The organism is Marinimicrobium hydrolyticum (assembly GCF_030848505.1).
Classification (GTDB): Bacteria; Pseudomonadota; Gammaproteobacteria; order Pseudomonadales; family Cellvibrionaceae; genus JAVDDU01.
The window spans coordinates 68,074-81,110 of the sequence record NZ_JAVDDU010000012.1; the positions used below are offsets into that span (position 1 = coordinate 68,074).

Annotated in this window: 13 protein-coding genes; 9 read left to right on the top strand and 4 right to left on the bottom strand. The window is 58.1% G+C overall.

Translation table 11 applies throughout. The annotated features are described in order from the left end of the window. Nucleotides 1-142 precede the first annotated feature (142 nt). The 7 genes from RBH33_RS16295 (at nucleotide 143) to yjgA (ending at nucleotide 5,615) form a co-directional block, all read left to right on the top strand. Nucleotides 143-1,618 carry an RNA polymerase factor sigma-54 gene (locus RBH33_RS16295; protein WP_306733277.1) on the top strand — a complete coding sequence of 492 codons (1,476 nt, stop codon included), beginning with the start codon at nucleotides 143-145 and terminating at the stop codon, nucleotides 1,616-1,618. Between the two features lie 142 nt (nucleotides 1,619-1,760). Continuing rightward, on the top strand, nucleotides 1,761-2,051 hold the full coding sequence (gene hpf, locus RBH33_RS16300) for a ribosome hibernation-promoting factor, HPF/YfiA family (protein ID WP_306733278.1): 291 nt from the start codon (nucleotides 1,761-1,763) through the stop codon (nucleotides 2,049-2,051). Nucleotides 2,052-2,054: 3 nt separating this feature from the next. Further along, complete coding sequence (ptsN, locus tag RBH33_RS16305) at nucleotides 2,055-2,522, top strand: PTS IIA-like nitrogen regulatory protein PtsN (RefSeq protein ID WP_306733279.1); 468 nt, start codon at nucleotides 2,055-2,057, stop codon at nucleotides 2,520-2,522. Nucleotides 2,523-2,561: 39 nt separating this feature from the next. Then, nucleotides 2,562-3,434 (top strand): RNase adapter RapZ, encoded by an 873-nt coding sequence (gene rapZ / locus RBH33_RS16310; RefSeq protein WP_306733280.1) that lies wholly within the window; start codon nucleotides 2,562-2,564, stop codon nucleotides 3,432-3,434. Nucleotides 3,435-3,438: 4 nt separating this feature from the next. Next, nucleotides 3,439-3,714 (top strand): HPr family phosphocarrier protein, encoded by a 276-nt coding sequence (locus tag RBH33_RS16315; RefSeq protein WP_306733281.1) that lies wholly within the window; start codon nucleotides 3,439-3,441, stop codon nucleotides 3,712-3,714. 46 nt (nucleotides 3,715-3,760) lie between these two features. Continuing rightward, a complete protein-coding gene (locus tag RBH33_RS16320) occupies nucleotides 3,761-5,083 on the top strand; it encodes a hypothetical protein (protein ID WP_306733282.1) in 1,323 nt (440 codons plus the stop codon). A 22-nt stretch (nucleotides 5,084-5,105) separates the two neighbouring features. Next, nucleotides 5,106-5,615 carry a ribosome biogenesis factor YjgA gene (gene yjgA / locus RBH33_RS16325; RefSeq protein ID WP_306733283.1) on the top strand — a complete coding sequence of 170 codons (510 nt, stop codon included), beginning with the start codon at nucleotides 5,106-5,108 and terminating at the stop codon, nucleotides 5,613-5,615. A gap of 1 nt (nucleotide 5,616) precedes the next feature. Here yjgA and RBH33_RS16330 read toward each other — a convergent pair whose 3' ends face one another. After that, the gene (locus RBH33_RS16330; RefSeq protein ID WP_306733284.1) at nucleotides 5,617-6,264 is read right to left on the bottom strand and encodes an HAD family hydrolase; all 648 of its coding nucleotides are present in this window, start codon (nucleotides 6,262-6,264) and stop codon (nucleotides 5,617-5,619) included. Between the two features lie 73 nt (nucleotides 6,265-6,337). On the opposite strand from RBH33_RS16330, the gene RBH33_RS16335 reads away from it, so the two are divergent. Then, nucleotides 6,338-6,658, top strand: a complete 321-nt coding sequence (locus RBH33_RS16335) for a hypothetical protein (protein WP_306733285.1) — start codon at nucleotides 6,338-6,340, stop codon at nucleotides 6,656-6,658. Between the two features lie 22 nt (nucleotides 6,659-6,680). On the opposite strand, the gene grxD is transcribed toward RBH33_RS16335, so the two are convergent. From grxD to RBH33_RS16350, 3 genes are all read right to left on the bottom strand, one after another. Continuing rightward, a complete protein-coding gene (gene grxD / locus RBH33_RS16340) occupies nucleotides 6,681-7,001 on the bottom strand; it encodes a Grx4 family monothiol glutaredoxin (RefSeq protein ID WP_306733286.1) in 321 nt (106 codons plus the stop codon). 136 nt (nucleotides 7,002-7,137) lie between these two features. Continuing rightward, nucleotides 7,138-9,531 (bottom strand): ATP-dependent helicase HrpB, encoded by a 2,394-nt coding sequence (gene hrpB, locus RBH33_RS16345; RefSeq protein ID WP_306733287.1) that lies wholly within the window; start codon nucleotides 9,529-9,531, stop codon nucleotides 7,138-7,140. Between the two features lie 6 nt (nucleotides 9,532-9,537). Beyond that, complete coding sequence (locus RBH33_RS16350) at nucleotides 9,538-11,574, bottom strand: TonB-dependent receptor family protein (protein WP_306733288.1); 2,037 nt, start codon at nucleotides 11,572-11,574, stop codon at nucleotides 9,538-9,540. A 285-nt stretch (nucleotides 11,575-11,859) separates the two neighbouring features. Here RBH33_RS16350 and RBH33_RS16355 point away from each other — a divergent pair, with 285 nt between their 5' ends. Then, a complete protein-coding gene (locus RBH33_RS16355; RefSeq protein WP_306733289.1) occupies nucleotides 11,860-13,029 on the top strand; it encodes an aspartate aminotransferase family protein in 1,170 nt (389 codons plus the stop codon). Nucleotides 13,030-13,037: the final 8 nt, after the last annotated feature.

The window sequence follows — 13,037 nt, forward strand, 5'->3', positions numbered from 1 at the left end:
GACTGGAGGACCCGGCCGCCCCTTGACAAATTCCTTATTCTTCGAATCAGGCACAAAGCTTGCTTACGCGTGTTGCCTGTGAGCCTCAGGCTGACTAAACTCTACCTATCTCCGTTTCATTCATAGGTTTATTTGTCTGAGCATGAAGCAGTCTCTGCAGTTAAAAATGGGTCAGCACCTCACCATGACCCCTCAGTTGCAACAGGCCATTCGCCTGCTGCAACTCTCGACGCTGGACCTGCAACAGGAAATCCAGGAGGCTTTGGACTCCAACCCCATGTTGGAGATGGAAGAGCCTCAGGAAAACACCCCCGCCAACAGCGACGGCGACAAATACACCCAACAGGAACAGGAAACCACAGCCAAAGCCAGTGACGGCGAAGACAGCGCCGAGTGGAACGAATCAATTCCCAACGACCTTCCCGTGGACACCAGTTGGGATGATGTCTACCAGTCTGCTCCCAGTAGCGGCAGTTCTACGTACGACGGCGAAGACAGCGACTATGACAGTCGCCGCGGCACCACCGAATCCCTGTACGATCACCTCACCTGGCAACTCAATCTCACCCCCATGTCTGACCGGGACCGAATCCTGGCCATGGCCCTGATTGATGCAGTAGAACCGAGCGGGATGCTGTCGGTGCGCCTAGATGAGCTGTACAACGACTTGCAAAGCCAAGTAGAAGATCTGGAACTGGATGAGCTGCAGGCGGTACAGCATCGCCTACAACAATTCGATCCCTGTGGGGTTGCCAGCCAGGATCTGTCCGAATGCCTTCTGGTACAACTGCAACAATTCGATCCCGCTACGCCTTTCCTAGAGGCAGCCAAACTCATCGTTAAGCAGTATCTGGCACTGCTCGGCAGCCGCGATTACCGTCAGCTGATGCGCCGAGCCAAACTCAAAGAACCGGAGCTGCGCGAAGCCATCGCCTTGATCCAGACGCTAAATCCCCGCCCGGGCGATCAAATCGCCAGTGGCGAAGTCGAGTACGTCGTACCCGACGTATTTGTGGAAAAGCGCGAAGGCCGCTGGACGGTGGAGCTCAACCCTGACATAGCACCGCGCCTGAGAATCAATGCCGACTACGCCTCCATGGTTAAGCGTGCCGACTCCAGCACCGACAACACCTTCCTTAAAGATAACCTTCAAGAAGCCCGCTGGTTTCTGAAAAGCCTGCAAAGTCGCAACGAGACACTGTTGAAGGTCGCCACGTGCATCGTGGAAAAGCAGCGTGGCTTTTTGGATTACGGCGCCGAAGCGATGAAGCCCTTGGTGCTGCACGACATTGCCGAGCTGGTGGAAATGCACGAATCCACCATTTCCAGGGTCACCACCCAAAAGTACATGCACACCCCCCAGGGAATCTTCGAGCTGAAGTACTTCTTCTCCAGTCATGTGAGCACAGACTCTGGAGGCGAGTGCTCTTCCACCGCCATTCGTGCGATCATCAAAAAACTGGTGGCCGCCGAAACCCCTCAAAAGCCACTCAGTGACAGCAAGATTACCGCCTTGCTGGCAGAACAGGGCATTAAGGTGGCTCGGCGCACCATCGCCAAATATCGAGAGTCTTTGGGAATACCCCCATCCAATGAGCGCAAGACATTGGGAATATAGGGTATTCCACGCCGCCCAAGTAAGGGCTGAAAATGTGGAAGACGACTGTTATGCTATAGGCGCTGTTGACGGGTCTTTCTCCACCGAATCAAAAACGCCAACACGGCATGCTAGCCATCAACGCGACTGAGAGGAAGGTTTTATGCAAATCAATATCAGCGGCCACCACCTGGACCTGACCGAACCCCTCAAAGACTACGTCCACTCCAAACTCGAACGCCTAGCAAATCACAGCGATTTTATTACCACCGTTCAAGTCACCTTGACCGTTGTTAAATTGGATCAAACCGCCGAAGCCGTCATCCACGTCAACGGTAAAGACGTCTTCGCGGACGCCAAAGACTTAGATATGTACGCCGCCATTGATCAACTGGTCGACAAGCTCGACCGACAGCTGATCAAACACAAAGAAAAATTACGCAGCCACCGATAACCTATGGATATTCAATCAATTATCTCCCCCAGCCGCACCTTGTGCGGCATTGAGGGTATCAGCAAAAAGCGCGCCCTGGAGATTCTGGCCAATACGATCTCCGCCGATGTGCCCAGCATCGATGCGGACGACTTGTTTCGGCGCCTGATCGCACGTGAGCGTTTGGGCTCCACCGGCATAGGAAAGGGCATCGCCATTCCCCACTGTCGAGTGGACAATTGTGATGGAACGGTCGGCGCACTTATCACACTAAAAGCGCCGATCGATTTTGACGCCATCGATTCAGAGCCGGTGGACGTGCTTTTTGCCATGTTAGTACCCGAATATGCCGGCGATGAACACCTGCAGACCCTAGCAGCCCTGGCCAGCTCACTGAACGATAGCGAATACCGGGAGAGCCTTCGCACAGCGACCAGCGATGCGGAGCTCTACCAGGCCGCCATCGCTCATCAGATGGCCAGCCCCAGCTAGTTTTCCAACCTATACCTATAAACACAGGAATACTCAGGCATGCGTTTGATCATTGTCAGCGGACTCTCCGGTTCCGGTAAAAGTACCGCACTGCATGTGTTGGAAGATGTGGGTTTCAACTGTATTGATAACTTACCGGTTAGCCTGCTGCCCGCGTTGGTGGCGCAAATTCAGATTCACCACGACAGTGAAGATCAGAAATTCGCCATCGGCATCGATGTGCGCAACGCCTGGCAAGATCTGACGATTTTCCCGGATATGATTGGCACCCTGAAAGACGCCAACGTACCGTTCCATGTTTTGTTCCTGGACACCCGCCTACCGGTGCTGATGCAGCGTTACAGTGAAACCCGCCGTAAGCACCCGTTAAGCGATCGAGACACAAATTTGGAAGAAGCCATATGCGCCGAGCGCGCGCTGCTGGAACCTATCCGTGACGCTGCCGATCAGGTGCTGGATACCAGCAATCTGAACCTGCATGAACTCCGCGACCTCGTTAAAGAGCGCGTGGTTGGCCCCCACGAAACTACCATGGCCATTTTATTTGAATCCTTTGGTTTCAAGCACGGAGTGCCAATCAATGCCGACCTGGTGTTTGACAGCCGCTGCCTGCCTAACCCTCACTGGCAGGCGAAGCTTCGCCCATTGACCGGCAAAGACCAGGGCGTGGTGGACTTTTTACAGCGCGAACCTAGCGTGGAAGAAATGTACCAGGACATCGAGAACTATCTGTCCAGATGGCTACCACGCTACAAAGCCAACAACCGAAGTTACATTACCATCGCCATTGGCTGCACGGGCGGCCAGCACCGTTCGGTTTACTTGAGTGAACGTCTGTACGCGCACTTTGTCACACAGTTTGACAATGTGCAGGTGCGCCACCGCGACATTAACAACCACCGTTCCGCGTGACGTCATGCCATCCCTCACTGCAACAATTATTAACAAGCGCGGATTGCACGCCCGGGCAGCGGCCAAGTTTGCCACACTGGCCTCCGAGTTCGAGTGTGACATTCAGGCGCGAACAGCCGGTTCTGCCCAATGGGTGGACGGCAAGAGTGTTATGTCACTAATGTTACTGGCGGCCGCTCAAGGTACACAGCTGGAGATCTGCGCCGAAGGACAGGATGGCGATGCCGCCATAAAAGCCCTATGCGACTTGATTGATGACTATTTTGAAGAAGGTGAATAACCCCTCTGCAAATGGTCTCCCTGCCCCACCCTGAGAATTGCTAGCTATGCACAAACTGTTACCAATTGTACTGTCCGCTTTAATGCTGTGGGGCTGCGGGAGTGGGAGCGAGCGCCCCTCCCACCCGCGCACGCCTCAGGGCAGCACTGGGCTCTACGCCGCGCAGCCTGATAGCCCTTATGCGAATGTCTTGCCGGAGTGCGCGTTCGTGTTTGTGCGCGGTGGCAACAACAACGCTAACCGTGCCTGCACCATGAATCGTTTGCCGTTACTGGGTCAGGACCATGAGACCATTGAGGTCGAGCACATCATGTCACGCACGGTAATCAGTCACGACTGGATGGGCGTTCGCTTTGAGCAGTTGCTGGAAGAGCTACCGGACGACCTGCTGCAATTGTTTCAAGCGGTCACCGCGGTGGTCATCGGCGCGGACATTCGGCCCTCCTACTACTGGACCGCCACGGGCGCCATCTATTTGGATCCATCCCGCTTGTGGTTAACAGAAGCGGAAAAGAACACCATTTCCCGAGCGCCGGATTTCCGCTCCGAATTTGGGCAGGAACTCGACTTCACGGTTTTGTGGCGCTATGTCAAAGACGACACCAACGCCTGGCGTCACTATTCTTTGAGCGGGCCGGAAACTCAACGCCCACTCAGCCATATTGTTTATCCCATGGCTTCTTTGCTGTTCCATGAGCTGGCCCACGCCAACGACTATATTCCTCCTACGGAAATACCCCACATAGACCGGCGGCGTACGGTTCTGCAGGCGGCTATCGCCCTGGAGAGCAACAACATTTCCGCGCAATTGCGCAACGCCATGCCTTTGCGGTCAGAAATGTTGTTCGGCTTAGCGGATGTCATGTATTTGGGAGACTCGGCTACGGCCGCCCAACGCGCTCTATCCGCCGAACAGGTGGGATTGGAGTTCGCCGACGACATTGCCAGCGACACTTACTCCTACAGCACCAGCGCCGAAGACACCGCCATGCTGTTCGAAGAAGCCATGATGCGCTACCACTTTGGCATCGAGCGCGATCTTGCCTTTACCGATGCGCCTGACAGCCGCCAGGCTCTGTGCAATGATTACGTGGTGCGCTGGGGAAGCCGCGGACGGGTAGGTGACCCGGACGTCCGGGAAAGAGTAGCACTGATACTGCCGCTGTTTTTGGATCGCAACGACGTGAGCGAATACCTGGATGCGCTGGACGCACCCACTCACCTGGCCGAAGGTCGTGGCTGGTGCGAAACCCTGAGCCAACCCGCATTCAGCCCCGCGCTATTGAAAGCGCAACCGGTAAACCCGCCCCTGCCCGAGCAGGAGCAGGAGCAGGAGCATCGTCACACTCCCGGCCACCCCCATCACTAATGATCAGCGAGACCGCGTGCCCATGATTCACGAACAGCCAGACGAATTTGAAGGAGAAGAGCCCGTCAGTAAATCCCAGCGCAAGCGTGAATCGCTGGCATTGCAGAAGCTGGGTAAGACACTCACGGAATTAAAACCGCAACAGCTGACCAAAATTCCACTGGCGGATGACCTGCGTGAGGCCATCACCGAACTGGAGCGCATTCATCACAGGGAGGGGCGTCGGCGGCATCTACAATTCATCGGCAAACTGATGCGCAGTGCAGATCACGACGCGATTCAGCAAGCCCTGGATGGGCTCCAAAAGGAAGGCCTGCAACAGGTACAGCAGCAACATCTGGTAGAACAGTGGCGCGACCGTTTACTGTCGGAAGAGAAAGAGGCGCTGGCGGAGTTCGTCGATGCCTACCAGCCGGACGATATTCAGCAACTCAACCAGCTGATACGACAAGCGCGCAAAGAAAAAGCCCAGGAAAAACCGCCGGCCGCTGCGCGCAAGTTGTTTCGCTTTGTACGAGATACACTGACCTAAGTCAGTTGCCGTGGCTCGGGGAGAAATCAGCCCAGTGGTGAAAGCTGTGCTGCACCCCCAATTGCAGCAATTGCTCAGCGCTCACGTGCGGCCGGTAAGCCCATACGGTCGCCCCAGCGTTGGTCGCCGCCGTGATACCCGGCAGACTGTCTTCCACCACCAGGCACTTGTGAATATCCAACCCTAGACTTTGGGCTGCGCGCTGGTAAATAGCGGGGTTGGGTTTGGCTACGGCCAGGGTTTCAGCATCGAAGCGTCGTGCTGGCGGAAAGAACTGATCCAGGCCGGTCACACTCAGCTTAACGTCCAGTTCGGCTACCTGGGAGTTGGTGACCAATGCATAGGGCAGTGTCAGCTTTTCCAGTACCGCTTTAATTCCCGGCATAGCCGCCAACTCCGCGCGCATCAACTGTTGCGCGTACTGGCGGTTATCCGCTTTAAAGCCTTCCAGATCCGGGATCGGCCGACCCAGTCGAGCTTCTACCATGGCCAGACAATCAGGCCAGCTGTGGCCAGTAAAGACTTCATCTACCTCCTGCAGCGTCAAGCTCATGCCCAGCTGCTGGACGGATCGGTGCAACGCCCGGGTTGCGAGCACTTCGGAGTCCACCAGGACTCCATCACAATCAAATAATACCGCTGCAAACACAATCAGCCCTCATTAACGGGTTGCGGGAAAAGACGCAGAACAGATACTCTGGCCATTGACCCCAGGAGACACTATGCAGATCGACAACTTATCCGAGCAACTCGACGACAAGCTGTCGCGGCTTGACCAACAATTGGCCAACCTGCGCGAAGCACGTCAGCAGGTCGATGATGCCGCAGCACAAAGTGTGATTGACGATGATATTGCCACTCTCCTGGATACCCGGGCCCGGCTTTTGAAGTCCCGTTCTTTAGCCTGGAAGGTGCACCAACTACGACAACAAACCGACCCTAACAGTCGGGACACTCGCTATCGCAGCTTGGGATTGGCATTGATGGTATTCAGTGGTTTTGCTCTGGCCGGCCTTATTGCGGCCTACTTCTGGCTGCTTTAAGGCGCTTTCGAGGCTAACGCACTTATTCCTTAACCGCGGACTCGTCCATCAGGGTTTTCAGCTCACCCTTTTCGTGCATTTCCATAATAATGTCGCAGCCGCCAATCAGCTCGCCGTTGACCCAAAGCTGGGGAAAGGTGGGCCAGTTACCGTACTTGGGCAAGTTGGCGCGGATATCCGGGTTGGCAAGTACATCCACGTAGGCGAAACGCTGGCCACAGGACATAACCGCCTGAGCCGTGCGTTGGGAAAAACCGCACTGGGGCGCATTGGGTGAGCCCTTCATGTAAAGAATCACGGGATTTTCGGAAATTTGTTGCTTGATGGTGTCCATGATATCCATAGAACTGCTGCTACCTCATTGAAGTCGACCGAAGGATAACGCGGGTTGCCCAGAGTAACCAAGCGCCCCACTCAAGTATTACTATTCTACCCCAGTGAGGTCATTGAGGCCAGTTAGCAGGCCCCGGAAACCGGAGTCAGACACCGCCTTCCTGAAGACGTTTCTTGGTCAAATGTGTGGCGGTGTGCGTGAGCGGATCTTCCGGCCAGGGATGCTTCGGGTAGCGGCCGCGCATCTGCTTGCGCACCTCTGGATAGGCCTGCTTCCAGAACGAAGCCAGATCGGCCGTAATCGCCAGCGGGCTGCCATTGGGTGAGGCCAAGTGGATACGCAGCGGCACTCGCCCCTGCGCCAGCGCCAGTGATTCGCAACCAAAAAATTCCTGCAGCTTTGCACTAATCTCGGGCAATCCTTCATCAGGGTAATCAATAGGCGCACGTCGGCCGCTGGGTAGACTGAGATGAGTGGGCAGCCAGTCCTCAAGGCGCTGTACCCGTTCATGGCCCAGGTAATATTCCAAACCCGCGCGCCAGGGCAGCGCCTCCAAACGTGTAGCGGCATCCAGAAACGGCTCCAGCCACTGCGATAGGCTCGCCCGAAGCTGCTCCTCGGATACGTCGGGAAACTCCGCCAGTTGGTATTGCGCCGCCAGCCGGGCGCGCAGCAGTAACTGGCGAGCCTCCGGCTGCCAGGGCCAGGAGAGGAGGTCACGGGAGGCGATATGCGCGCACAGCGCCTCGGGCACCTCGGCCGGCGGTAGCACGTCGCTTTGCTCTGCGATCCGAACGCCGCCCATCCACCACTGGGTCTGGCGACACCACTGGCCGCGGGTGTGAACCAACTCCTGCGTGGGTTGGCTCAATCGGCGCTGCGCGGCCTGATCCAAACTCAGGGGAAAACCCGCCCCTCTGTGGTGTCGGCCTTGGGCAGCGATGTGCGGAAACACAGCCCAGTCTTCGTCCAGAGGACCGGCTGGGCTCACGCTGATGCCGGTGTTGAGCCGATAGCGGCCGGATTCCACCCGACGCCCAATGCGATCGCGAAAGGCCCAGGCCAAAGCCTGGGGGTCCAGCGCCCCCGCCTCCACCTCTTCGGCTGCCAGCACTTGCAACCAACGGCGCCGCTGCTGGCGCCACTGTGGGTTACGCTGTGCCTCGGCCGCCGAGGACAACAACCAGTTGTCCACATCATCCGGCAGCCATTCAAAGTGCAGGGCGAGCGCCAGATTGAGCAAAGGCGTGGCGAGACGACTTCCCTGCGATTGCAACAATGCCGCCAAACGGGGATGGGTCCCCAATGCGGCCACCTGTCGGCCCGCCTTCGTCACCCGCCCTTCTTGATCCAGCAACTTCCAATAGGCCAGCTGCTCCTGAGCGCCCGCCAAGGCGATGGGGTTTGGCGCCTCCAACCAGGATAATTGCCCGGCCGGGGTGCCCCAGTGGGCTAAACGCAGCGCCAGCGGCAGAAAATCAGTGGCTCGAATTTCCGGCAGATCAGCGGCGGCCAAGGGCAAATCTTGCGACCAAAGGCGTAAGCACTGGCCGGGCTGAACCCGGCCGGCCCGACCGGCGCGTTGATCCGCGCTGGCGCGGCTGATGCGCCGATCACTCAATCGGCTGATGCCCGTACGCTGCTCATAGTCCGGTCGGCGCGCCAGCCCGGAATCCACCACCAGGGTCACATCGGCAATGGTCAAGGACGTCTCGGCGATATTGGTCGCCAAAATCACTCGGGCGCCACTTTCAGGATCCAACGCCAGGGCTTGCTCCCGGTCATCCACTCGACTGTGCAGCCGGTAAAGCGGATGCTCTGGATTGGCATGGCGTAGCGCTCGAGCGCTATCCTCAATGGCCCGCCAACCGGGCAAAAAAACCAGCACCGTGCGCGCTTGCCAATCGGGCACCGTTCGCACAGCCTCAAGCACTTGCTGCTCCAGGGGGGGTGTGCGGCCCTGAACAACCTTGGGGGCCCAGTACTCTACGCTGACAGGAAAACAGCGGCCAGGCGCCAATAAACGCTGGCTCACCTGCTGCCGCAAGGCGGGATCCGGGGTTGCGGACATTAACACTAGGCGCAGGTCTTCACGGACGGAGTATACTTCTTGCAGCCAGGCCCAAGCGGTGTCCTGATTGACGCTGCGCTCATGCACCTCATCCAAAATTACGGTACTGACGCCATCCAGCGTCGGATTGTGCAGAAGCTGCTGGAGGAGAATCCCCGGAGTCATCACCAGCAGGCGAGTAGAATCGCCGGCTCGGCGCTCGTAGGGGACCTGGTAACCCACCGTTCGGCCTGGGGCCTCGCCCAACAACTCCGCCAGTCGCCGCGCCAGGGCGCGCGTGGGCAGCACTCGGGGCTGGATCAACCAAACAACCTCCCCTTGGGGTGCTTCCTCCAGGGCCCAGAGCGGCGCTAGCGTGGACTTGCCAGCGCCGGGCTCTGCCTCCAGCAACAGCGGCCCCTTCCCTAGAGCGGCGATGAAGTCTTCTCGGTATTCGCTGAGAGGAAGATCGGGAAATTCAGGCTGCACGGATAATTACCAACGGTAGTCCAGTGTCAGGCCAGCGCTGAGATTGCGCCCTGGCGCTGGCTCAAACGAACGGCCATGGCCCTGATTGACGATGACCGAGCCGACATAAGTCGCGTCCGTCAGATTAGCGACTTTCGTCCAAACGTCCAGGCCCCAATGGCTCCAAGAGTGTTGGCTACGCAGGGTAAAGTCCCACACCGTGGATGAAGGGGCGAAAACCTCATTGTCATCCCCCGTGGCCACTTCACCGCGATAGCGGCCCACTAAGGCGAGGCTAAGGCGCGGATCCAGCCAGGGCTCCCAGCGTAATTGGGTGTACAGGTTGGTATCGGCAATGCCCGGCAGGCGGTTACCGGCCCACTCACCGCGGCTGTACTCGGCGTCCAGGTAACTGGCGCTGTAACGGGCCCACAGCCCAGGAGCCAATAACCAATCCCCACTCAGCTCCACGCCCCGGCGCTCGGTGGCAGCGGCATTGCGGAAGGTGGTTCGGCCCCCTTCGGATTGATCCACCACCAGTTCGTCTCGGCTGTCGATCCAGAACAGACTTAAATCCACAGAGAGGACGCCCGGCTCACCGTAGCGCAGCCCCACTTCGTGCTGCTCGTTGCGCGCCGCCCTCAAGTCGGTATTTAGGCCGGTGCCCTCGCTGCGGTAGGCCATCTCGGTCAGAGTGGGCGTTTCAAAGCCTCGGCCGGTCCCGCCGTACAGCTCCCAATCGTCACCCAGCTGACGGCTGACGCCGATGGCGCCGGACCAATAATCGTAGTCGGTTGAGCCGCTGTCATCCGGATTGCCAGGGGAGTCCTCGGTGGGAGGCACGATAAAAAAGTCGTCCACGTTAAAATCCAGACGACTGTAGCGCACCCCGCTGGTAATGTCCCAGGCGGGTGCCGGTTGCCACTCCAGTAAACTGTGCACATCGCGACTGCGTACCCGGCCCAGTTCATCCCGGCGTAGTTCGCCGGTTTCGCCAAAATTATTGACGAAGCCGCGACGCCGGTCTTCCATCTCCGACAGAGTTACGCCCACACTGAACTGAGCTGGCGTACCCCACAGGTGAAAGTCACTGCCGTAATTGCCCCGTGCGCCCGTGAAATCGCGGGTAAGGTCAATCACCGCGCCGGAGCTGGTAATGGCACTTCCGGGGAATGCCAGCCATTGATCCACCTCCCTTTGACCCCGCCAGAGCGCCAGCTCCCAGCGATGCGTCCCTTCAGCCTGACGCACTCGGGCCGAGGCTTGGCGGTGACGCAGTTGCTTGCGCGTGTTGAATGTCTCGGCACCCGGATTACCCGCATTGGGATCTTCGCGCCACTGCTCCGGCGTGAGCCCTAAAGGGTCTTGGAGAAGAGGATCCTGGCTGGTGTCTACGCGCACGGTCGTTTCCACGCCGGTGGGGCTGGTGTAGTAAAGCTGGCCGCCCAGATGGCGCCGCTCCGCTTCGGCGTGAGGGCGCTCGCCCTCACTGGTAAAACGCGAACCCTGTACTCGGGCGGCCAGACTGTCTTGACGCCATTCCCCCGTCAGGGCCTGACGCTGGCGATCGCCCTCGCCCACCAGCGCCCGCGCCATCACCCGTGTTTCCTGGGGGGCAAGAGTCTCCAGATTAATCACGCCCCCGGCGCCATTGCCATACAAAGCCGCTAACGGGCCGCGCAGCACGCGTACCGAATGCACTTCATCCAGCATCACACTGGACAGCTGCCCTTGCCCATCGGGTGTACCCAGGGGGATGCCATCCACCAGCAGGTCGATGCCCCGGACCCCGAAAGCCGAGCGAGCGCCAAAGCCGCGCAGCGTCAGCCGGGTATCCTGGGCGTAGTTGGAACGACTGTCGGCTTGCACGCCGGGTAGGCCCTGCAAAAGCTCCGCACTATCAATACGCATCCCGGGCTGCTGATCATCCATACTGACTCGCGTATGCCCCACCGGCGGCGCTGCGTCGTTTCTGTCGCCTGTGACAATCAAGGTCTCCAACACCTCTGCGCGGGCGCCAAGGGCCGTAATTGCGGCGCATAAAAACAATGTGGCCGTTCGCATAAAAACCCAACCCCTTAAATCGTTACCTAAAATGAGCAGCGATGTGCCGCTGCGTGTTTCAAAACGCAACAGTCTACTGACCCCGGCGTCGCTTGTCATAAGTAACGGCAGCTAACCGGCGCCATTTGCCTTGCATCGCGTTTGCTTATACTATTGGTCTTTACGATTTTACGGGCGGCCAAGGCCGCCTGTTTTTGTTTCGGATTCCCTGGTTTTATCCCCGCGTTGTTTACTGATTACCAGCCTGTTGCCACAACGGGCCATAGGCGGTTTTTCCAATGGAGCATGAGCATGACCCGACTGATGAACACTTACGGTAACCGGACCTTGACCCTGACCAGGGGCGAGGCCAGCCGAGTGTGGGACGACCAGGGCAACAGCTACTTGGACGCCATTAGTGGTATTGCCGTATGCGGCTTGGGGCATGCCCACCCCGCCGTGACCCAAGCGCTCTGCACTCAAGCCCAGCAGTTGCTACACACTTCCAATCTGTACAACATTCCGCAGCAGCAACGGCTCGCCGATTTACTGTGCGAGGCCTCCGGCATGGAACAGGTGTTTTTCTCCAATTCCGGCGCTGAGGCCAATGAGGCCGCGCTAAAAATTGCCCGCAAATACGGCAACGATAAAGGCACTCAAAAGCCCACCGTCTTGGTCATGGAAAACAGTTTTCACGGCCGTACGCTGGCCACGCTCAGCGCCACCGGTAATAAAAAAGTCCAGCTGGGGTTTGAGCCTCTGGTAGAAGGTTTTATACGCGTCCCCTTTAACGATACCGACGCCATTGTCGCCGCGGCAGAGAAGCACGACAACATCGTCGCCGTGCTGGTTGAACCTGTGCAGGGCGAAGGCGGTATTCGGATACCCGACGCCGATTATCTTCAAACGCTTCGCGGTTTGTGTGATCAACACCAATGGTTACTGATGCTGGACGAAATACAAACAGGCAACGGCCGCACCGGACGCTTTTTTGCGTACCAACACGCAGACGTGTTGCCCGACGTGGTAACCACGGCCAAAGGCTTGGGCAATGGTGTACCCATCGGCGCCTGTCTGGCGCGCGGATTAGCTGCGGGTGTTTTGCAACCGGGCAATCACGGTTCCACCTTCGGCGGTAACCCCCTGGCCTGCAGCGCCGGCATTGCGGTAATGGAAACACTGCACGCTGACAATCTGATCGAGCGCGCTGGTGTGCTGGGCGAGCGCCTGCTCAACGAATTCAAATCCGCTCTGGCGGACGAAGAAAAAGTGATTGACGTGCGCGGCAAGGGCCTGCTGCTGGGCATCGAGCTGGATCGGCCCTGCCCGGAACTGGTGGAGCGCGCACGCTCCAAGGGCTTACTGATCAATGTCACAGCGGGCAATACTATCCGCCTGCTGCCAACATTTATTCTGACTGATGATGAAGCGCGGGAGCTAGTGACCCGCGTGGTGGAACTGATACGGGAACTGTAAATCTCCGG